This is a genomic window from Pseudonocardia adelaidensis, assembly GCF_039543345.1.
GTDB lineage: Bacteria > Actinomycetota > Actinomycetes > Mycobacteriales > Pseudonocardiaceae > Pseudonocardia > Pseudonocardia adelaidensis.
Map to the genome: position 1 here is coordinate 196,013 of NZ_BAABJO010000002.1, position 19,180 is coordinate 215,192.

Here is a 19,180-nt window from a genome sequence, read left to right on the forward strand (position 1 = left end):
GGGGCCCGCGGACGACAGCGGACGGATACCCTCGTCCCATGCCTGATTCGGGGGACGAGCTCGAGGCGCGGGTGTCCCGGCTGGAGGGTGAGGTCGCCCGCCTCAAGGACGGGGTGTCGGTCTCCCGCGCCGACGCCGCGGCCGCCCGGGTGCTCGCCGGTGGCGCCGACCGTGACGTGTCGGAGATGAAGACGCTGCTGCGTGCCCACACCCAGACCCTGAACGCGCTGCGGGAAACGCAGATCGAGCAAGGGCGGAAGCTCACCGCGCTCGACGCGAAGGCCGTCCAGATGGACGTGAAGTTCGTCCAGATGGACGCGAAGTTCAACCAGATGGACGGCAAAGTGGACCAGATGGACGCGAAGGTGGACCAGGCGCTCGGGATGCTCAGCACGGGTATGGCGCAGATCGTCGCCTTGCTGAGCGGCCCCGGCCGCGGGGACGACCGGTCCAACTGAGCCGGTCTGACGACCAGGGCGAACCTGGCGAGCCGTCCGACGAGCAAGACGGACCCGCGACCCGAGCCCATTTCCGAGATCGTCGATCGGATGATGGCTCGGATCGACGAGATCACCGCGATCCTCGGGCACCGAGGCGCCAGTCGCGGCTGAGGGTGCGCCCGCCATGCGGAATCATGGCGGGGTGACCGCACCCTGGCCCGCCCCGCACGCCGCCGCGCCCGTCCGCGGCCGGGTGAACGTGCCGGGCTCCAAGTCCGTGACCAACCGTGCGCTGCTGCTCGCCGCGCTCTCCGGCGGGCGGGCCACCGTCTCCGGGGCGCCCACCTCCCGCGACACCGCATTGATGGTGGGGGCGTTGCGCGCGCTGGGCGTTCCGGTCGAGGTCGACGGGGAGCGGATCGAGTTCGCCGGTCACGACGGGCTGCGGGGCGGCGGGAGCGTCGACTGCGGCCTCGCCGGCACGGTGATGCGGTTCGTACCGCCCGCCGCGGCGCTCGCGGACGGCGCGGTGACGTTCGACGGCGACCCGCGCGCCCGCGAGCGCCCGATGGGCACCGTCCTGGACGCGCTGCGCGCCCTCGGCGCCCGGATCGAGGGCACCGCGCTGCCGTTCGTGCTGCACGGCACCGGCGGGCTGGCCGGTGGCGACGTGGTGATCGACGCGTCGGCGTCGTCGCAGTTCGTCTCCGGGCTGCTGCTCTCCGGTGCCCGCTACGAGAAGGGGGTCACGGTCCACCACGACGGGAAGCCGGTGCCGTCGCTGCCGCACATCGAGATGACGGTGGCGATGCTGCGGGAGGCCGGGGTCGAGGTCGACGACGCCGAGCCGAACACGTGGCGGGTCTCCCCCGGCCCGGTCGCGACGCGGGACTGGGTGGTGGAGCCGGACCTGTCGAACGCCGCGGTGTTCCTCGCCGCTGCGGCCGTCACCGGCGGCGAGGTCACGGTGGCCGGCTGGCCCGCCACCTCCACCCAGCCGGGCAGCGAGATCCTCTCCGTGCTCGAGCAGGCGGGCTGCGCGGTCATCCCCGGTCCCGACGGGATGACCGTGCGCGGTCCGGCCGAGCTGGCCGGCGTGGACGTCGACCTGCACGACGCCAGCGAGCTGACGCCGACGGTGGCCGCGGTGGCCGCGCTCGCGACCGGGCCGTCGCGGATCCGCGGCGTCGCCCACATCCGCGGCCACGAGACCGACCGGCTGGCCGCGCTCGCCGCCGAGCTCACCCCGCTCGGCGGTGCCGTCACCGAGACACCGGACGGGCTGGAGATCCGACCCGCGCCGCTCATCGCCCCGGCCGACCGGCCGTGGCGGGCGTACGCCGACCACCGCATGGCCACGGCGGGCGCGCTGGTGGGGCTCGCCGTGCCGGGCGTCACGATCGACGACATCGGCTGCACGGACAAGACCATCCCCGACTTCCCGGCCCGCTGGGCGGCGCTGCTCGCGACGTGAGGGCTCGCGAGTACGACGAGTCCGACGTCCGGATCCGCCCCGGGCGCCGGGGCTCGCGGCCGCGCAGCAAGCGCCGCCCGGAGCACGCCGACGCGGCCGAGGCGATGGTCACCGCCGTGGACCGCGGCCGCTGGACGTGCGCGCCCGACGGCGACGCGCACCGGCCGCCGGTCGTCGCGATGCGGGCGCGCGAGCTCGGGCGCACACCGATCGTCGTCGGGGACCGGGTGGGCCTGGTCGGCGACCTCTCCGGAACCGTCGACACGCTCGCCCGCATCGTGCGCGTCGAGGAGCGCCACACGCTGCTGCGGCGCACCGCCGACGACACCGACCCGTACGAGCGCGTCGTCGTGGCCAACGCCGAGCAGCTGGTGATCGTCACCTCGATCACGGACCCGCCCCCGCGCAGCGGGTTCGTGGACCGCTGCCTGGTGGCCGCGTACGCCGGCGGGCTCACGCCCGTGCTGTGCCTGACCAAGGCCGACCTCGCCGACCCCGAACCGTTCGCAGCGCAGTACCGGGAGCTGGACCTCCCCGTGGTCGTCACCCGCCGCGACCGCGAGCCGACCGCCTTCGCGGACGTCCTCGGCGGACGCGTCTCCGCGCTCGTGGGGCACTCGGGTGTGGGCAAGTCGACACTGGTCAACGCGATCGTCCCGGACGCGGCCCGCGCCGTGGGCGTCGTCTCGGCGGTCGGCAAGGGCCGCCACACCACCACGGCGGCGCTCGCGCTCCCGTTGCCCGACGAGCTGGGCGCCGGCTGGGTGGTCGACACCCCGGGCGTGCGCTCGTTCGGCCTCGCGCACGTCACGCCGGACGACGTGCCTGCCGCGTTCGACGACCTCGCCGAGGCGATCGAGGACTGCCCCCGCGGCTGCGGGCACCTCGGACCACCGGCCGACCCGGAGTGCGCCCTCGACACGATGGTCGCCGACGGCAGGCTGCGGCCGGGCCGGCTCGCGGCGCTGCGCCGGGTCCTCGTGGCCCTGCGCTGAGCCGGGTGGGAGTGGCAGGCTCACACGCATGGCCACCGGAGAGGAGTCGTCGCCGCTTCGCATCGGCCACGCGGAGCGCACGTCGGCGCAGCAGGCGCTCGACGAGCACCTCGCGGCGGGCCGGTTGGACGTCGACGAGTACGCCGACCGCTCGGCAGCCGCCGCGAACGCCGTCGTTGCGGCCGACCTGGCAGCCCTGTTCACCGACCTGCCGCAGCCGCACCCGGAGCTGCCGGGCGGCCCGGCCGCCCCGCCGCCGACGGCGCCGCTGCCGATGACGCCGCCGCCCGGCGAGGTGGCGCCGGCTGCGAAGGCGCTGCAGAACGTGGGCGGTGGCGTGTTGCTGCTCGCCGTGGCGATCGCGGTCGGGCTGTTCCTCGTCACCCGGGCCGGACCGGTGTTCCTGCTGATCCCGCTGGCCGCCGTGGTCCTCTGGGGGGTGCGGCGCCGCTAGCGCCTCTCGTCGGCGAACACGGGTAGCCCACCCTGGTAGAGGCGCACCTCGTAGACGTCGGTGACGCTCTTCGGCTCGCGGGTGTAGCAGCGGTACGGCGTGCTGCGGTAGCCGGGATCGAGGCCGGGGCTGTCGTCGAGCGGGAACAGGTCGGCTCCGCCGGGGATGGTGTCGCAGCGCAGCACCGCCCCCTCCGCACGCTGCTCCTCGGCGAAGATCGCGAATTCGTGGTGCAGCCGCTGCTGCGTCAGCAAGCGGTTCGTCCGCTCGAGCCGGTACTCGCACGACCGGCTGGTGATGAGGTCGCGACAGCTGCCGTACTCCACCCGCAGGGTGATCGCCTCGTCCCCGACGCGGATCCGGCAGCTGATGATCGGCTCGTCACAGCCACCGTCGACCGCGGGCAGGCATCCCGACGTCGCGACGTCCACCCGTGCGGCCTGCTCGATCTGCGCCCTGCGGTCCTGCTCCTGTTCCGGGGTCGGATCGGGTAGCCCGGGGGGTTCGCATCCGGCCGCCGCCCCGACGACCTCCTGCGTGGTGGCCGGGTCGAAGGCCGGCGTCGGATCGTGGCGGGAGAACGAGATGCCCGCCCAGACCAGGACGCCCACGGCCAGGACGAGCCCCGCCAGGCACCCCGGTCGGGCCACGAACGGTCGCGTCACACCCCGGACGATAGGTGAGTGGATCACGCCCCCGGCACTCAGCCGAAACGTGGGCCCACGGGTGCTGGGCATGGTCGTGGCGGCCGCGATCGGGTCGTTCCTGCTCACCCAGCAGGGCGGGGTCTTCCTGCCGATCCCGCCGGCGGCCGTGCTGCTCCGGTTCTCCCGGTGCTAGGAGCGGCCCTCCACCAGGAACGCCACCTCGGAGGGGTCGTACCAGGCCAGCTCGTGGTCCTCCGCCTCCCCCACGAGGAACTCGGCGTCGAGGTCCCCCATGTCGGCCGCGTCGACGGCGCCCGCGGCTTCGCGCACCGCGTACTCGGCCTCCTCGGTGTCGACGTGCACGGCAGCGATCGACTCGAACGGCACGGAACCCGAGATCCGCACGACACCGTCGTCGAGGTCGGGGCGCAGGGTGACGTCGTCCAGGTCGGCGGACACCACCACGCGCCGCGCGGGCGTGGTGTCCTCACCGAGGCCGAACTCGACGGAGAGCAGGCGCAGCGACGCCCGTGCCGCCTGGTTCATCGCCGCGTACTCGAGCTCCTCGTCGTCACCGCTCGTGTAGGCCTCGCGCAGGGCGGGGGTGAGGGCGAAGGCGGTGCCCCCGATCGGGTCGAGCACCCCGGTCTTCACGAGGGTCCGCAGCATCGGCCAGGTGGCCGGCACGTAGATGCGCATCAGGATCACGCCACCGTGGTCAGGAGCTCGTCGAGGGACTCGTTCACCATCCCGGCCAGCACGTCGAGATCGTGCATGGCGTCGCGGTCCCCGTTGAACCCGTAGTAGACCCCGCCGTCGTAGGAGGTGAGACCGATCGCCAGGGCCTGGCCCTTCGCGAGCGGCACGACGGGGAACATCTCGAGCATGCGGGCGCCAGCGGCGTAGAGCGGGAACTGCGGTCCCGGCACGTTCGTCACCACCAAGTTGAAGATCCGCTTCGAGAACCCGCTGGCGGCACGTGCCCCCAGGGCGTGCAGCGTAGGCGGCGCGAAGCCGCCGATGCGGACCAGGGTGTCGGCGCCGACGGACCGGCCACCCGCCGTGTGCTCGCGCATCGCGTGCGTGACGTGGTGCAGGCGCACCACCGGGCTCGGCTCGCCGACGGGCAGGTCGACGAGGAACGACGTGACCCGGTTGCCCAGCGACCCCGCCGTGGCGGAGCTGGGCACGTCGGCCTCGCCCCGCACCGACAGCGGCACCATCGCCCGCACCGAGGACGACGACGTGATCGGCTCGCCACGGGAGAGCAGCCAGCTGCGCAGCGCCCCCGAGATGACGCTGAGCACGACGTCGTTCACGGTGCACCCGTGCGCGGCGCGCACGCGCCGGTAGTCCTCCAGCTCGGCGCGGGCCACCGCGAAGCGGCGCTGCGTGGAGATGTCGACGTTGAGCGGGGTGCCGGGGGCGGGCCTGCTCGCCGTCCACGCCATCGAGAACAGCTTGCCCGCGGCGCTCGCGACCTTGCTGACGGTGGCCATCGCGTCGCCGGCGGCCACCTGCACGTTGTCGACGATCTCCGCCGGGCGCGCGACGGCGTCGGCGACGGCGCCGAGCACCAGCTCCGCGCCCGACGGCTCCGGGCGGGGCATCCACAGCTCCTCGGGCACCACCCGCGGTTCGGCCGACACGTCGAGGATCACCTGTCCGATGTCGATCGCGCTGATGCCGTCGACCATCGCCTGGTGGGTCTTCGTGACGACCGCGATGCGGCCCTGCGCCAGCCCCTCCACCAGGTACATCTCCCAGAGCGGGCGCGTGTGGTCCAGCGGGCGCGACATCAGGCGCGCGACGAGCTCGGTGAGCTGCTCCTCGGAGCCCGGCCTGGGGAGCGCGGAGCGCCGGACGTGGTAGGCGATGTCGAAGTCGGGGTCGTCGATCCACACCGGCCGCGCGAGGTTACCCGGCACGTACCGGACCTTCTGCCGGTAGCGCGGGACCAGCGCGATGCGCTGCTCGACCAGGTCGACGAGCCGGTCGTAGTCGAACCCCGTCCGCGACCGCCGGAAGATCGACACCGCCCCGACGTGCATCGGGGTGGTCGGCTGTTCCAGGTACAGGAACGAGGCGTCGAGGGCCGAGAGCCGAGGCGGCATGTTCTGATCCTAGGCTCGGAGGATGGCGGGCGAGCGGTCTCCGAAGGACACCTTCATCACGGTGTACGGCCGCAAACCGGTGCTCGAGGCCCTCGGCGACCAGGCGTTGCGGGTGGACAAGGTGGTGCTCGCCGAGGGGTCGCGCGGCGAGCCGGTGCGGGCGATCCTGGACGCCGCCCGCCGGCGGGGAGTGCGGGTGCAGCGGGCGTCGGCGCACCGGGTGAAGGTGCTCGCCGGCAACGGCCGGCACGACCAGGGCGTGCTCGCCGACGTCGTCGCGCCGCGGATGGCGCCCGTCGCCGAGTTCACGGCGGCGCTGCGCCCCGGGGCGGCCGCCGCGGTGCTGGTGCTCGACCGGCTCACCAACCCCGCCAACGTCGGGATGATCCTGCGCAGCGCCACCGCGGCAGGCCTCGACGGCGTGCTGCTGGCCCGGCGCGGGCTGCCGGCGATCGACCCGCTGGTCGTGAAGGCGTCGGCGGGGATCGCGTTCCGGGCGCCGGTACTGCGCTCGGGCACCGTCGAGGACGGGTGCGCGGCGCTGGCCGAGGCGGGGTTCGCGCTGTTCGGCCTGGACGCCCACGGCGACGCGCTGCCCGACACCACCCTTCCCGACCGGGTCGCGCTCGTGCTGGGCAACGAGACCGAGGGCCTCTCGGCGTCGGTCCGCCCCCTGCTCGACGGCCTGCTGGCCATCCCGATGCACGGCGGCGTCGAGTCGCTGGGGGTGGCGAGCGCGGGCGCCGTCGCGGCCTTCGAACTCTCTCGCCGGCGGCATCAACCGGCTTAGGGTGGCGGCATGGTCCAGCGTCGCCTGCCCCGCCCGTCCGAACTGCGCTCGCTCCTGCGGCCTGCCCCGTTCGTCTGGGACGCGGACGAACGACGGTTGCGGCGCGCGGCGAGCATCGCGGACCTGCGGGCGATCGCGCGCAGGCGCACACCGCGCGCCGTGTTCGACTACGTCGACGGCGCGGCCGACGGGGAGCACTCGCTGCACCGCGCGCGGCAGGCCTACGCGCGGGTCGAGTTCACCCCCAGGGTCCTGCACGACGTCTCCGAGGTCGACACGAGCCGGGAGATCCTCGGACGCCGGGCCGGCCTGCCGTTCGCGTTCGGCCCCACCGGCTTCACGCGGATGATGCACCACTCCGGTGAGCCCACGGTCGCGTCCGTGGCGGAGCAGTTCGACATCCCGTACACGCTCTCCACCATGGGCACCACCACCATCGAGGACGTCGCGGCCGCCGCCCCGCAGGCCCGCCGGTGGTTCCAGCTCTACCTCTGGCGCGACCGCGCACCGGGCAAGGACCTCGTGCAGCGGGCGGCCGCGGCCGGCTACGACACCCTGATGCTCACCGTCGACACCCCCGTGGGCGGGGCGCGGCTGCGCGACATCCGCAACGGGCTGACGATCCCGCCCGCGCTGTCGCTGCGCACGTTCCTGGACGGGGCCCTCCACCCGCACTGGTGGTTCAACCTGCTCACCACCGAGCCGCTGAGGTTCTCCAGCCTCGAATCGAGCTACGGCTCGATCGAGAACATGATCAACCGCGTCTTCGACCCCGCGCTCACCATGGACGACGTCGCCTGGCTGCGCGACGCCTGGTCCGGCAAGCTCGTGATCAAGGGCATCCAGAGCGTCGACGACGCGGTGCGCGTGGTCGACGCCGGCGCCGATGCCGTGCTCCTGTCGAACCACGGCGGCCGCCAGCTCGACCGCGCTCCGGTGCCGCTCGAGCTGGTCGAGCCCACCGTCCAGGCACTCGGCGGCCGGGCCGAGGTGCTCGTCGACACCGGCATCACGAACGGCGCCGACATCCTCGCGGCCACAGCGCTCGGCGCCCGCGCCGCGCTGATCGGGCGCGCCTACCTCTACGGGCTCATGGCGGGCGGGCGGCTCGGCGTCGAGAAGGCGGTCTCGATCCTCGCCGCCGAGATCGTGCGCACCCTGCAGCTGATCGGGGTCAACAGCGTCGACGAACTACGCCCTTCGCACGTACGGCTCCGCTCGAACGGGTGAGAGAAGCTGCAGGCCCGCGGCATCGGGGCCATGGTGCAGGGATGGGTTTCATGGACAAGGCCAAGGACATGCTGAACCAGCACGACGACAAGGTCGACGAGGGCCTGGACAAGGCCGGTGAAGCAGCCAAGGAGCGGTTCGCGGGCCACGACGAGCAGATCGACCAGGGCGTCGACAAGCTCCAGGAGATGTCGGGCGGCGGCGACACGACCCGCCCGCCGGCGGACGAGGAGCAGCCGCCCCCGCCGCCGCCTCAGTGAACGACCGCACTGGAACCGAGGACAACGACACCGACCGCAGCGACAGACACCTGACCGGACACCACGACGAGGTGGCCCCGCCCCGGTAGCGCCGGGGTAGGGCCACCTTGCCCGGCCGGGACGTCGAAGAGGACCGACAGCTCGTCGACCGTGGTCGCCTCGTCCTGGTGGTGCACCACCACGGCACCCGCCGCGCGGGCACCCCGCACGTTGCGCACGTGGTCGTCCACCACGACGCACCCGGCGACCGGCACGCCGAGCCGGGCCGCCACGAGCCGGTACAGGTCCGGATCCGGCTTGCGGGCACCCGGCATGGAACCCAGAACGACCAGGTCGAACGCCGCCGCACACGCGTCGGGGACGGTGTCGGCGTCGGTGACGAGCGCGGTCGGCGTCCCCGTGGAGCGCACCCGCCGGACCAGCTCGAGCAGCCCGGGTCCGTCGGTGAGCACCCCCGAGTAGTCCATCACCAGCGCGTCGAACGCCACTGGACCGCTTCCTCGTCCATGGCCTGCAGCAGGCCGTGCAGGTGCGCGCGAATCAACGCCGCCGCGTCGGGAGCCGGTTCGGGCAGCGCTGCGACGGCGCGCGCGACGCCCGCCGCGGCCGCTGCGTGCCGGTCCCGCCCGTGCGGCGTGATCGCGACCCGCACGATCCGCCGATCGGCGCCGTCCCGCACCCGCTTCAGCGCGCCGTCCGCTTCCAACGCGTCCAGCACGGGGGTCAGGGTGGCCGGGGCGAGGCGGAGACACCCGGCCAGGTCGCGGTGCGACAGCGCGTCGACCTCGACGAGCGCGGCCAGCACGGCCAACGCCGTGGCGCTCAGCCCGTGCGCGGCCGCCGCCTGCCGGGTGAGGCGCTGCAGTGCCAGCCCGGCGCGCACGATGAGCCGGTCGAGCGGCTCCGTGGCAGGTCCGGCGGACACGGCCCGACGGTACGGCGGCGACGGTGCGGACACGTACCGTACGGACCCGAAGCAACTCGTTCGGCCCTGCGACCGGCACCGGCCGCCGAGTATCGAGCCGTGACGATCACGCTTCCCGCCCCCGTCCAGCCCCGCCTGCGTCCCGTCCCCTACGAGCCGCTCCCCGGTCAGGCTCCCGCCCGTGCCGCCCCGGCCGAACCGCCACGGCGGACCCGACCGTCGGAGGAAGGCCCGCCGGGTGGTGCAGGCGAGTTCCTCGACGCCCACCGCGCCGCCACCCGCATCCTGCGCCTCGCCCTCGAGGTGCTCGACGGCAAGCGCGCACCGATGCAGCTCGAACCGCACTTCGCTCCGCGCCCCCTGCGCTACTGGCGGGCCGCCACCGGACAGCGCGTCACCAGGGCGCCGGTGCGGCACGGCCGGATCCGGCTCTGCACACCGTGCCCCGGGGTGGCCGAGGTCGCCGTCACGTGCCGTGTGGACGGCACGTACCGCGCCCTCGCCGCCCGGCTCGAGCGGGCCGACGGCCGGTGGCGCTGCACCGCCGTGCGGCTGCTCTAGGAGCGGGCCCGGGGGCGCGCTCAGGGCCGGGCCGCGGTGGGCGACCCGTGGCACTGCTTGTACTTGCGGCCCGAGCCGCACGGGCACGGCCGGTTGCGCGACGGCTGGCCGCCACCGGCCGCCGTGGCGTCGCCGCGGCTGCCGTCCCGCCCGGCTCCGCTGCCGGCCGCCGACCGCCTGGCGGTGGTGCCGCCGTCCTCGGCCGGACCGCTGTAACGCAGGTCGGTGGGCCGGGAGCCGCGGAACGCCGCCGGGAGCACGCTGCCGGTACCCGTCGGGTCGCCGCCGGGCGCAGGCGCCGCGTGCCGACCGGCGGCAGCAGGCTGCGCCGGTGCCCGCCGGGCCGCGGGGGGCGCCTCCTGGGCCGGAGCGGCCCCCGTCGGCTGGGCGGCCGGGGCCGGGGCCTCGGCGCCGCTCGCAGCGCCCGGTGCGGGCTGCGCGGCCTGCACGGTGGCGTTGAACAGGTATCCGACCGTCTCCTCCTTGATGCCCTCCGACATCGCCTGGAACATGTCGAAGCCCTCGCGCTGGTACTCGATCAGCGGGTCGCGCTGGGCCATCGCGCGCAGGCCGATGCCGTCCTTGAGGTAGTCCATCTCGTAGAGGTGCTCGCGCCACTTGCGGTCGATCACCGTGAGCAGGACCTGGCGCTCCAGCTCGCGCATCCCGCCGAGCGGGGCGATGAGCTCGTCGACCTCGGCCTCGCGCCGGGCGTACGCGTTCCGCGCGTCGGCCAGGATCGCCTCGAAGAGCGTCTCCTTGTTGAGGTCGTCGATGATCCCGTCCGCGTCGCCCTCGCCGACGAGGTCCTGCCAGCGGATGCCGACGGGGTAGATGGTGCGCAGGGCCGTCCAGAGCTTCTCGAAGTCCCAGTCCTCGGCGTAGCCGTCGGCGGTGGCACCGTCGACGTACGCCCGGATGACGTCCTCGATCATGTGCTCGATCTGGGACTGGATGTTCTCGCCGTCCAGGACGCGACGGCGCTCCTCGTAGATGACGGTGCGCTGCTTGTTGAGCACCTCGTCGTACTTGAGGACGTTCTTGCGGATCTCGAAGTTCTGCTGCTCGACCTGGGTCTGCGCGCTGCGGATGGCCTTGGTGACCATCCCCGCCTCGATCGGCACGTCGTCGGGCAGGTTGAACCGGTTCATGATCGACTCAACCAGCTGGCCGTTGAAGCGGCGCATCAGGTCGTCGCCGAGCGAGAGGTAGAACCGCGACTCGCCCGGGTCCCCCTGACGGCCCGAGCGGCCGCGCAGCTGGTTGTCGATGCGCCGCGACTCGTGGCGCTCGGTGCCGAGCACGTAGAGCCCGCCGGCCGCCTTGACCTCCTCGGCCTCCTCGGCGACCTGCTCCTTCATCTTCGCGACGGTCTCGTCCCAGGCCGCCTCGTACTCCTCACGGGTCTCGACGGGGTCGAGCCCGCGGCGGCGCAGCTCCAGGTCGGCGAGGAACTCCGGGTTGCCGCCCAGCATGATGTCGGTGCCGCGACCCGCCATGTTGGTGGCCACCGTGACCGCGCCCGCGTGCCCCGCCTGGGCGACGATCGCCGCCTCCTTGTCGTGGTGCTTGGCGTTGAGCACGTTGTGCGGCACCTGCAGCCGCCGCAGCAGCCCCGACAGGTACTCCGACTTCTCCACGCTGGTGGTGCCGACCAGCACCGGCTGGCCCGCGTGGTACTTCTCGGCGATGTCGGCGGCGACGGCGTCGAACTTCGCCTCTTCCGTCTTGTAGATCAGATCGGGCTGGTCGAGGCGGATCATCGGCCGGTTGGTGGGGATCGGCACCACGCCGAGCTTGTAGATCTGGTGCAGCTCGGCCGCCTCGGTCTGGGCGGTACCGGTCATGCCGGAGAGCTTCGTGTAGAGCCGGAAGTAGTTCTGCAGCGTGATCGTGGCGAGCGTCTGGTTCTCGTTCTGGACCTGCACCTGCTCCTTGGCCTCGATGGCCTGGTGCATGCCCTCGTTGTAGCGCCGTCCCGCGAGCACGCGGCCGGTGAACTCGTCGACGATGAGGACCTGCCCGTCGCGGACGATGTAGTCGCGGTCCTTCTTGAACAGCTCCTTGGCCTTGAGCGCGTTGTTCAGGTAGCCGACGAGCGGGGTGTTGGCGGCCTCGTAGAGGTTGTCGATCCCGAGCTGGTCCTCGACGTGCTTCACGCCCTTGTCGGTGACGCCGATCGTGCGCTTCTTCAGGTCGTACTCGTAGTCGTAGCCCTGGATCTCCGCGCTCCGCCGGGACAGCTCCTGGGGCGAGAGCCCGGTGACGTCGTAGCCGCGCATGGCCACCTTCGCGGTGCCGCGGCCGTTGGCCATGTCGGCGAAAGCCTGGTACCAGCGCGAGCTCGCCTCGGCCGGGCCGGAGATGATCAGCGGCGTGCGCGCCTCGTCGATCAGGATGGAGTCGGCCTCGTCGACGATGGCGAAGTTGTGCCCGCGCTGCACCATGTCGGCCTTCTTCCAGGCCATGTTGTCGCGCAGGTAGTCGAAGCCGAACTCGTTGTTGGTGCCGTAGGTGATGTCGGCGGCGTACTGCTCGCGCCGCACGGCGGGCGGCATCTCGGAGAGGATCACGCCGACGGTGAGCCCGAGGAACCGGTGGATGCGGCCCATGTTCTCGGAGTCGCGCTTGGCCAGGTAGTCGTTCGTGGTGACGACGTGGACCCCGTCGCCGGAGATGGCGTTGAGGTAGACGGGGAACACCGAGGTGAGGGTCTTGCCCTCACCGGTCTTCATCTCGGCCACGTTGCCCAGGTGCAGCGCCCCGCCGCCCATGAGCTGCACCGGGTACGCCCGCTGCCCGAGCGTGCGCACCGCGGCCTCCCTGGCCACGGCGAAGGCCTCGAACATCATGTCGTCGAGCGACTCGCCGTCGCGGTAGCGCTCCCGGAACTCGTCGGTCTTCGCCCGCAGCTCGGCGTCGGTGAGCACCTGGATCTCCGGCTCGAGGCCGTCGATCACCTGGGCGTACTTCGCGAGCCGCTTCACCAGCTTGGTCTCGCCGGCACGAAGCAGACGGTTCAACAGCGGCACGGATTGACCTCATTCGCCTTCGCGGACCAGTTCGCGTTCACGCAGCCCTGCCGGAGCACGCGCTGCCCCGACCAGGGTAGCGAAGTGGCAGGCCCCTACACCGAACAACGCCGGAGGGGCGGTCCGCGTTCCTCCTCGAACGCGGACCGCCCCTCCCGAGCAGGGCTGCCGGATCGTCAGTGCTCCAGGCGGATCATCCCGTAGTCGTAGCCCTTGCGCCGGTAGACGACGCACGGATAGCCGCTGTCGACGTCCGAGAACAGGTAGAAGTCGTGCCCGACGAGCTCCATCCGGGACAGCGCGTCGTCGACGGTCATCGGCTTGGCCGTGTGCACCTTGTGCCGGACCACACGGCCGGGAAGCACCTCCGGCAGGTCCTCGTCGTGTGCGCGGGGACCGGGGATGTCGAGGGTGTCGTCGGCGCGGAGGTCGGCTTCGTCATCGGTGCGATCGTCGTCGGTGACGGCCACGTCGTCGAGCACGGCCGTACCCGCGCCGCGGCCCGCCATCACGCGGGCGCGCTTGCCGGTGACCCTGCGGCGGTCGTGCGAGCGGCGCAGCTGCGACTCGAGCTTGGCCACCGCCGAGTCCAGAGCGGCGTAGAAGTCCTGCGCGCAGGCCTCCGCTCTCACGACGGGACCGCACCCCCTGCCGGTGATCTCGATACGCTGGCAGCTCTTGAGCTGACGGCGGTTCCGCTCGTGGAAGAGCTCGACCTCCATGCCCACGATCTTGTGGTCGTATCGCTCAAGTCGACCGATCTTCTCGGTCACATGGATCCGGAAGTGGTCGGGGACCTCGACGTTTCGCCCGGTGACAACGATCTCCACGCAGACTTCCCTCGCTCTCAGCATCGCTTTGGCGTCGGGTTGACGTTTGCTGGGGTGCCGGGAGTTCCCACCCCCGGCGCTCGATCGGTGATCCTCCTGATGGGTGCCTCGGTGGGATGCCGAGCACCGTAACGCGCATCACGGTTCGGCAACAGACCCCACGACGCACTGACCCCGGGCCGGGTGGAACCGGGGCTCGAAAGGTTCCGCATCCCGGGCCACGGCGGTACGATTGTCGGACTCCATGATCAACTGCTAGGTGGTGGCGTCGCAGAGGACGAGCGCCGCCGCTACGTCCACGCCCACTCCGGCGAGCGCATCGCCGCAGGTCCGCAGCGTGGCACCGGTCGTCACCACGTCGTCGACGAGCAGCACGGGGCCGGGGCCGGGCAGCGCGGCGGTGCGCACGAGCACCCGGCCCGCCAGGTTGGCGGCACGCTGGTCGGCGTCGAGGCCCACCGAGTCGCGTGCCCGGCGGGCCAGCCGCAGCGGCCGCACGACCCGCACGCCGGGCCGACCGCGCGCCACCACGCGGCAGAGGCGGGCGACGTGGTCGCCGCCGCGCTCCCGGGCCGCCGCCGGGCGTGACGGAGCGGGTACGAGCCACACCGGCGCCGGGCCGACCGCCTCGTCGAGCGCCGCCGCGAGCAGTTGCCCGAGCGGGCGGGCGAGGTCGCGCCTGCCGCGTTCCTTGTAGTGCAGCAGTGCCGAGCGCAGCGCACCGGTGTACCGCCCGACCGCGAGCACGGCAGGCCCGCCGGGCAGGTGCGGGCGCGTCGGCGGCCCGAGCTCCCCCCGGCACTGCGCGCACCACGGGTGCTCGGGCGCGCCGCACCCGGCGCAGTCACCGGGGAGCACGAGATCGACCAGCGCCGCGCCGAGCCCCCGCACGTCCACGGGACCAGCATCCCGCCCACCCCGGTCACGCGGCGCCGCGCGAAGCGGAGTTGTCCACAACACCTGCGCCCGTGCGCGAAACGGAGAACTCGTCCCCCGAAACGCGAGACTCGCCTGCCGGAACGCGAGACTCGCGCGGCCCCGGCGAGCCCCGCATCTCGACAGGGCGAGTCCCGCGTTTCAGTGGGCGGGTCCCGCGTCAGCTCGGGCGAGCTCCGCGTTCGGGAACCGGTCAGCCCGGGTAGAGGGGGACGGCGTCCGGGGCGCCTGAGAGCACCTGGCGCCATGCGACCTGGTCGCCGCCGCCGAAGCTCCAGACGCCGGTCTGGTCGGTGACCCACAGCGGCCGGTTGGCCGCCGCCGCGATCGCGGTGAGCGGGGCCGTGAGGTTGTTGCTCACGATCTGCGTGACGACGAGGCCGTCGACGCTGACCTGCCCGACCAGCATCTCGGGGTTGCGGGTGATCGCGACGATCGACTCGGTGGAGCGCCAGTCCGCGGACGCGACCGCGCCGAGGTCGTCCGAGCGCAGCCGACGGACGTTGCGGATCGCCACCTCGCCGTCGATGGTGCGGGCGACGGCGCCGGTGTAGAGGCCACCGCCGATCACGGCGAGGACCCGCATGCCGTCGCGGGACAGACGCAGGTCCTCGATCGGCCCGATCCCGGCGAGCGCGTCGGCGTTGACGCGGCCGGTGCGCGGCGGCGCCGTGTTGTCGACGAGTACGCGAGCGACCACCCTGGAGTCCAGGACCGTCCACACCTCGCCGCCGGTGGGGGTCCAGGACGGTCGGGTCATGGTGCCCGCCGAGAGCGGCACCGCCGTGACGTCACCCGCGGCCGCGTTGCCGATGAGCAGCGAGCGCTGGGCACCGACCCCGGCCACGGCCGCGAGGCGCCTCCCGTCCACGGTGGAGGCGGCGGACTCCACGTCGTAGGCGCCGTCGCCGAGCGGGCCGGGCAGCGGAGCGCTGGGTTCCGGTCCGCTGAGCTGGCGCACGCGCCCCCCGGCCACGACGAGCCCCGGCACGTCGGCGCCCGGCTCGACCTCCGCCGACAGCGCGGCGACGTCCTCGCGGGTGAGGTCCTGCCGGTCCGGCAGGAGCGGCTCGCCGTCGGCGAGCAGCCGGACGCGCCCGACGTTCACCTCGGAGAGCGACAGCACCACCTGCGCGGCGAGCAGCATCCGCGACGACTCGTCGAGGTCTCCGAGCCGGGTGAGGTCGACGACGACGGCTCCGTCGTCGCTCGTCGTCACGTTCGACCGCAGCTGCGCGCCCGGTGGGAGGAGGGAGACGGCCGCGCCGGTGAGCGCCCCGGACGGCCCGGCGAGCAGCAGCTCCATCACGCGGGCGGCCTGGGCGCGCGCCGGCACGCTCGGCACGTGCCGCACGTCGGCGACGGCGAGCCTGCGCACGGGGTCGATGAACCAGGTGCGCACCGGCTTGTAGTTGTCCCGGAACACCGAGAGCGGCACGACGACCCCGGCCGGGAGGTCGGAGATCCGCCACTGGCCGTCCCGGCGGACGACGGTGACGTCCTGCTGGAACATGGACTGCCCTGGCTCGAACGAGCCGGACGAGGTGAGGTGACCGATCGCCGTACCGCGGATCCGGATCGTCGTGGTGTCGGCGCTCGGGCCGCCCGCCCCCGGGGCCGGGACGGTGTCGAACTGGCCGTCGAGCACGGTGAGGCCCGCGGAGTCGTCCCAGCCCGCGGCGTCGGGGGACAGGAACCGGCGGGCCGCGCCGTGCCGCTCGGTGCTGCTGCCGGACGCGAACACGAAGTCGCGCACGAGGTCGAGCGGGTTGCTGCCGGCGACCGGGCCGGGTGGCACGATCGCGTCCTCGCCGCCCTCGACCTGGCGCAGCACCTGCACCGGGGAGCTCTCGGGCACGCTCGCGCACCCGGCCGTCACGGCGAGCGCGAGCAGGAGGGCCGGGAGGAGCGCGGCACGTCGGCGCCGCCGTGTCCCTCGCTCGCTCACGGGCCCGCTCACGGCTCGTCCTGCTCGAACCCGTCGGGCCGTGCGGGCACGGTGGTCGGGCGCGGGCGGGGCGGGGTGGGGACCGACGCGGGCTCGGTCGGGGCAGGGGGCTCCTCTGGGCCCAGCGGCAGCGGGCTCGCCTCGACGGCGTCGCCGACGGTGCGCGGCAGCGTCAGCCGGAACGCGGCGCCCTTCCCGACCTCGCCCCACGCCTGCAACCACCCGCCGTGCAGCCGGGCGTCCTCGATGGCGATCGACAGCCCCAGCCCGCTACCGCCGCTGCGCCGGGCCCGCGACTCCTCGGCCCGCCAGAACCGGTTGAACACCAGGCCCGCCTCGCCCGGCCGCAGGCCGACGCCGTGGTCGCGCACCAGCACGGCCACGGTCCGCTCGTCGGCCCCGAGCACGACGCGGACGGGCTTGCCCTCGCTGTGGTCGATCGCGTTCGCGACGAGGTTGCGCACGATGCGCTCGACGCGGCGCGGGTCGACCTCGGCGTGCACGCCGACCGGCAGGTCCAGCTCGAGCGGGGTACCGGTCTCGTCGGCGATGCCGCGGACCGCCTCGACGGCCCTCGTGACGACCCCGTGCATGTCCACGCCCTCGGCCCCCAGCTCCGCGACACCCGCGTCCAGCCTGCTGATCTCGAGCAGGTCGGCGAGCAGCGCCTCGAACCGGTCCAGCTCCGCGACGAGCAGCTCCGAGCTGCGGCGCAGCGCGGGGAGCAGCTCGTCGCGCGAGGCGTAGAGCACGTCAGCGGCCATGCGCACGGTGGTCAGCGGCGTGCGCAGCTCGTGGCTGACGTCGGACGTGAAGCGCCGTTGCAGGGCCCCGAACTCCTCCAGCTGCCGGATCTGGCTCTGGATGCTGCTCGCCATCTCGTTGTAGGACTCCCCCAGGCGCGCCACCTCGTCCTCGCCCTGCACCGGCATCCGCTCGTCGAGGTGGCCGTCGGCGAAGCGTTCCGCGATCTCGGCGGCCTGGCGCACCGGCCGCACGACCTGTCTCGTGACGATGCCGGCGATCCCCGCGAGCAGCAGCAGGAGCACCAGCCCGCCGACGATCAGCGTGCTCTGCACCGTGCCGAGCGTGCGTTGCTCGGCGGTGAGCGGGAACAGCAGGTAGAACTCCAGGTTCCCGACGGCGGTGCGCACCGGCTGCCCGACGACGAGCGTCGGGACCTCCACGCCCTGCTCGGTGAGGGTCGTCGTGTACTGGCTCGAGAGCGTGCCCGCGGCCACCGCCTCGCGCAGCGTCGCCGGGACGTCGTCCACCGGGCCCGCGGCGACCTGCGCCCCCGCCTCGCCGGCGCTCGTGCTGAGCACCGCGCGGAACTCGCCGGCCGTGGCGGGCTGGTCCTCGGCGGAGCTCGCGTTCGTCAACCGGTCGAGCGCGTTGTTGAGCTCGCCCTGCGCGCCCTCGCGGTCCGGGTCGACGCCTGCGAGGTCCCGCTCCAGGAGCACCGCGCCGGTCTCCGTCCGCAGGCGCGCGTCGGCCTCCTTGGCCTGCAGCAGCCGCTGCGCGATCTGCGTCTGCAGCACGAGGCCGAGCACGAGCACGACGGCCGTCGACAGCGCGAGGGTGCTGATCACGACCCGCAGCTGCAGCGAACGGCGCCACGCCACGCTCCAGGCCTCGGTCAGCTCCGCGATCAGCTGCCGGGTGGGGGCCAGGCGACGCCGAACCCGCTCGCGGAGCGGCGTGGTCATGCCGGGTGGCGGGCCCGGGCGGTCACGGCGGTCCCGCCTTGTACCCCACGCCGCGGACGGTCAGCACGACCTCGGGGTGTTCCGGGTCGCGCTCGACCTTCGACCGCAGCCGCTGCACGTGGACGTTCACCAGCCGCGTGTCGGCCGCGTGCCGGTAGCCCCAGACCTGCTCCAGCAGGACCTCGCGCGTGAACACCTGCCGCGGCTTGCGGGCCAGCGCCACCAGGAGGTCGAACTCCAGCGGGGTGAGCGCGATCTGCTCGCCGTCCCGCATCACCTGGTGCGCGGGTACGTCGATCGTGACGTCGCCGATCGCGAGCTGCTCGGCGGGCTCGGCCTCGGTGCGCCGCACCCTGGCCCGGATCCGCGCCACCAGCTCCTTGGGCTTGAACGGCTTCACCACGTAGTCGTCCGCGCCCGACTCCAGGCCGAGGACGATGTCGACGGTGTCGCTCTTGGCGGTCAGCATCACGATCGGCACGCCGGACTCGGACCGGATGGCGCGGCACACGTCGATGCCGTTCATGCCGGGCAGCATCAGGTCGAGCAGCACGACGTCGGGCCGCAGCTCCCGCACGGCCGGGAGGGCCCGCGTGCCGTCGGCGACCACGGCGGTGTCGAACCCCTCGCCCCGCAGCACGATCGTCAACATCTCGGCAAGCGCCGGGTCGTCGTCGACCACCAGAACGCGCGACTTCATGAACGCAGCATCCCACCTCGCGCCGAGGGCCCGCCTCGGGCCCGCGGGTTCGCCCGAACTGCACCCACCGGCATGTCCCTCAGCCACGCGAGCATGATCCGGCGCGCCGTGCCCTCCGGGCGGGTCCGGCAGAGG

Annotated in this window: 19 protein-coding genes; 8 read left to right on the plus strand and 11 right to left on the minus strand. The window is 73.4% G+C overall.

The features are described from left to right. Window positions 1-38: 38 nt before the first annotated feature. The 4 genes from ABEA81_RS02805 (at window position 39) to ABEA81_RS02820 (ending at window position 3,363) form a co-directional block, all read left to right on the plus strand. Window positions 39-458, plus strand: a complete 420-nt coding sequence (locus ABEA81_RS02805) for a hypothetical protein (protein WP_345603006.1) — start codon at window positions 39-41, stop codon at window positions 456-458. A gap of 184 nt (window positions 459-642) precedes the next feature. Further along, a complete protein-coding gene (gene aroA / locus ABEA81_RS02810; protein WP_345603007.1) occupies window positions 643-1,914 on the plus strand; it encodes a 3-phosphoshikimate 1-carboxyvinyltransferase in 1,272 nt (423 codons plus the stop codon). Then, on the plus strand, window positions 1,911-2,909 hold the full coding sequence (rsgA, locus tag ABEA81_RS02815; RefSeq protein ID WP_345603008.1) for a ribosome small subunit-dependent GTPase A: 999 nt from the start codon (window positions 1,911-1,913) through the stop codon (window positions 2,907-2,909). Before aroA ends, rsgA begins: the two co-directional genes overlap by 4 nt. Window positions 2,910-2,937: 28 nt before the next feature. Next, window positions 2,938-3,363 carry a DUF1707 SHOCT-like domain-containing protein gene (locus ABEA81_RS02820; RefSeq protein ID WP_345603010.1) on the plus strand — a complete coding sequence of 142 codons (426 nt, stop codon included), beginning with the start codon at window positions 2,938-2,940 and terminating at the stop codon, window positions 3,361-3,363. On the opposite strand, the gene ABEA81_RS02825 is transcribed toward ABEA81_RS02820, so the two are convergent. The 3 genes from ABEA81_RS02825 to ABEA81_RS02835 all read right to left on the minus strand — a co-directional run bounded on the left by ABEA81_RS02825 (window position 3,360) and on the right by ABEA81_RS02835 (window position 6,124). Beyond that, complete coding sequence (locus ABEA81_RS02825; RefSeq protein WP_345603011.1) at window positions 3,360-4,028, minus strand: hypothetical protein; 669 nt, start codon at window positions 4,026-4,028, stop codon at window positions 3,360-3,362. The genes ABEA81_RS02820 and ABEA81_RS02825 overlap by 4 nt on opposite strands. 171 nt (window positions 4,029-4,199) lie before the next feature. Next, entirely contained in the window at window positions 4,200-4,709 is a 510-nt protein-coding gene (locus tag ABEA81_RS02830) for a DUF6912 family protein (protein WP_345603012.1), read from the minus strand. Between the two features lie 5 nt (window positions 4,710-4,714). Continuing rightward, window positions 4,715-6,124, minus strand: coding sequence for a WS/DGAT/MGAT family O-acyltransferase (locus ABEA81_RS02835; protein WP_345603013.1), 1,410 nt, complete (start codon window positions 6,122-6,124; stop codon window positions 4,715-4,717). A 22-nt stretch (window positions 6,125-6,146) separates the two neighbouring features. Between ABEA81_RS02835 and ABEA81_RS02840 the strand changes: the two genes are divergently transcribed. From ABEA81_RS02840 to ABEA81_RS02850, 3 genes are read left to right on the plus strand one after another with little or no spacing between them, the layout of a single operon-like run. Further along, complete coding sequence (locus ABEA81_RS02840) at window positions 6,147-6,914, plus strand: TrmH family RNA methyltransferase (protein WP_345603014.1); 768 nt, start codon at window positions 6,147-6,149, stop codon at window positions 6,912-6,914. 9 nt (window positions 6,915-6,923) lie between these two features. Beyond that, window positions 6,924-8,144, plus strand: coding sequence for an alpha-hydroxy acid oxidase (locus ABEA81_RS02845; RefSeq protein WP_345603015.1), 1,221 nt, complete (start codon window positions 6,924-6,926; stop codon window positions 8,142-8,144). Window positions 8,145-8,185: 41 nt separating this feature from the next. Next, window positions 8,186-8,404: an antitoxin gene (locus tag ABEA81_RS02850; protein ID WP_345603016.1), complete on the plus strand. Its 219-nt coding sequence runs from the start codon at window positions 8,186-8,188 to the stop codon at window positions 8,402-8,404. On the opposite strand, the gene ABEA81_RS02855 is transcribed toward ABEA81_RS02850, so the two are convergent. Continuing rightward, a complete protein-coding gene (locus ABEA81_RS02855) occupies window positions 8,398-8,892 on the minus strand; it encodes an HAD-IA family hydrolase (RefSeq protein WP_345603018.1) in 495 nt (164 codons plus the stop codon). The genes ABEA81_RS02850 and ABEA81_RS02855 overlap by 7 nt on opposite strands. Next, window positions 8,871-9,329, minus strand: coding sequence for a MarR family winged helix-turn-helix transcriptional regulator (locus tag ABEA81_RS02860; protein WP_345603019.1), 459 nt, complete (start codon window positions 9,327-9,329; stop codon window positions 8,871-8,873). The genes ABEA81_RS02855 and ABEA81_RS02860 overlap by 22 nt, the downstream gene beginning before the upstream one ends. A gap of 99 nt (window positions 9,330-9,428) precedes the next feature. On the opposite strand from ABEA81_RS02860, the gene ABEA81_RS02865 reads away from it, so the two are divergent. Further along, window positions 9,429-9,890 carry an Rv3235 family protein gene (locus ABEA81_RS02865; protein ID WP_345603020.1) on the plus strand — a complete coding sequence of 154 codons (462 nt, stop codon included), beginning with the start codon at window positions 9,429-9,431 and terminating at the stop codon, window positions 9,888-9,890. 20 nt (window positions 9,891-9,910) lie between these two features. Here ABEA81_RS02865 and secA read toward each other — a convergent pair whose 3' ends face one another. From secA to mtrA, 6 genes are all read right to left on the minus strand, one after another. After that, window positions 9,911-12,922 (minus strand): preprotein translocase subunit SecA, encoded by a 3,012-nt coding sequence (secA, locus tag ABEA81_RS02870; protein WP_345603021.1) that lies wholly within the window; start codon window positions 12,920-12,922, stop codon window positions 9,911-9,913. Window positions 12,923-13,098: 176 nt separating this feature from the next. Next, the gene (gene hpf, locus ABEA81_RS02875) at window positions 13,099-13,752 is read right to left on the minus strand and encodes a ribosome hibernation-promoting factor, HPF/YfiA family (protein ID WP_345603023.1); all 654 of its coding nucleotides are present in this window, start codon (window positions 13,750-13,752) and stop codon (window positions 13,099-13,101) included. Window positions 13,753-14,007: 255 nt separating this feature from the next. Continuing rightward, complete coding sequence (locus tag ABEA81_RS02880) at window positions 14,008-14,649, minus strand: ComF family protein (protein ID WP_345603024.1); 642 nt, start codon at window positions 14,647-14,649, stop codon at window positions 14,008-14,010. Window positions 14,650-14,881: 232 nt separating this feature from the next. Beyond that, the gene (locus ABEA81_RS02885) at window positions 14,882-16,648 is read right to left on the minus strand and encodes an LpqB family beta-propeller domain-containing protein (protein WP_345603025.1); all 1,767 of its coding nucleotides are present in this window, start codon (window positions 16,646-16,648) and stop codon (window positions 14,882-14,884) included. Then, entirely contained in the window at window positions 16,645-18,345 is a 1,701-nt protein-coding gene (mtrB, locus tag ABEA81_RS02890; RefSeq protein WP_345603026.1) for an MtrAB system histidine kinase MtrB, read from the minus strand. Before mtrB ends, ABEA81_RS02885 begins: the two co-directional genes overlap by 4 nt. A gap of 22 nt (window positions 18,346-18,367) precedes the next feature. Continuing rightward, a complete protein-coding gene (gene mtrA, locus ABEA81_RS02895; RefSeq protein ID WP_147257591.1) occupies window positions 18,368-19,045 on the minus strand; it encodes an MtrAB system response regulator MtrA in 678 nt (225 codons plus the stop codon). Window positions 19,046-19,180: the final 135 nt, after the last annotated feature.

Coding starts and splice junctions, on each gene's coding strand:
- ABEA81_RS02805 (WP_345603006.1), top strand. CDS start 39: ATGCCTGATTCGGGGGACGAGCTCGAGGCGCGGGTGTCCCGGCTGGAG.
- ABEA81_RS02820 (WP_345603010.1), top strand. CDS start 2,938: ATGGCCACCGGAGAGGAGTCGTCGCCGCTTCGCATCGGCCACGCGGAG.
- ABEA81_RS02830 (WP_345603012.1), bottom strand. CDS start 4,709: ATGCGCATCTACGTGCCGGCCACCTGGCCGATGCTGCGGACCCTCGTG.
- ABEA81_RS02835 (WP_345603013.1), bottom strand. CDS start 6,124: ATGCCGCCTCGGCTCTCGGCCCTCGACGCCTCGTTCCTGTACCTGGAA.
- ABEA81_RS02840 (WP_345603014.1), top strand. CDS start 6,147: ATGGCGGGCGAGCGGTCTCCGAAGGACACCTTCATCACGGTGTACGGC.
- ABEA81_RS02845 (WP_345603015.1), top strand. CDS start 6,924: ATGGTCCAGCGTCGCCTGCCCCGCCCGTCCGAACTGCGCTCGCTCCTG.
- ABEA81_RS02850 (WP_345603016.1), top strand. CDS start 8,186: ATGGGTTTCATGGACAAGGCCAAGGACATGCTGAACCAGCACGACGAC.
- mtrB (WP_345603026.1), bottom strand. CDS start 18,345: ATGACCACGCCGCTCCGCGAGCGGGTTCGGCGTCGCCTGGCCCCCACC.
- mtrA (WP_147257591.1), bottom strand. CDS start 19,045: ATGAAGTCGCGCGTTCTGGTGGTCGACGACGACCCGGCGCTTGCCGAG.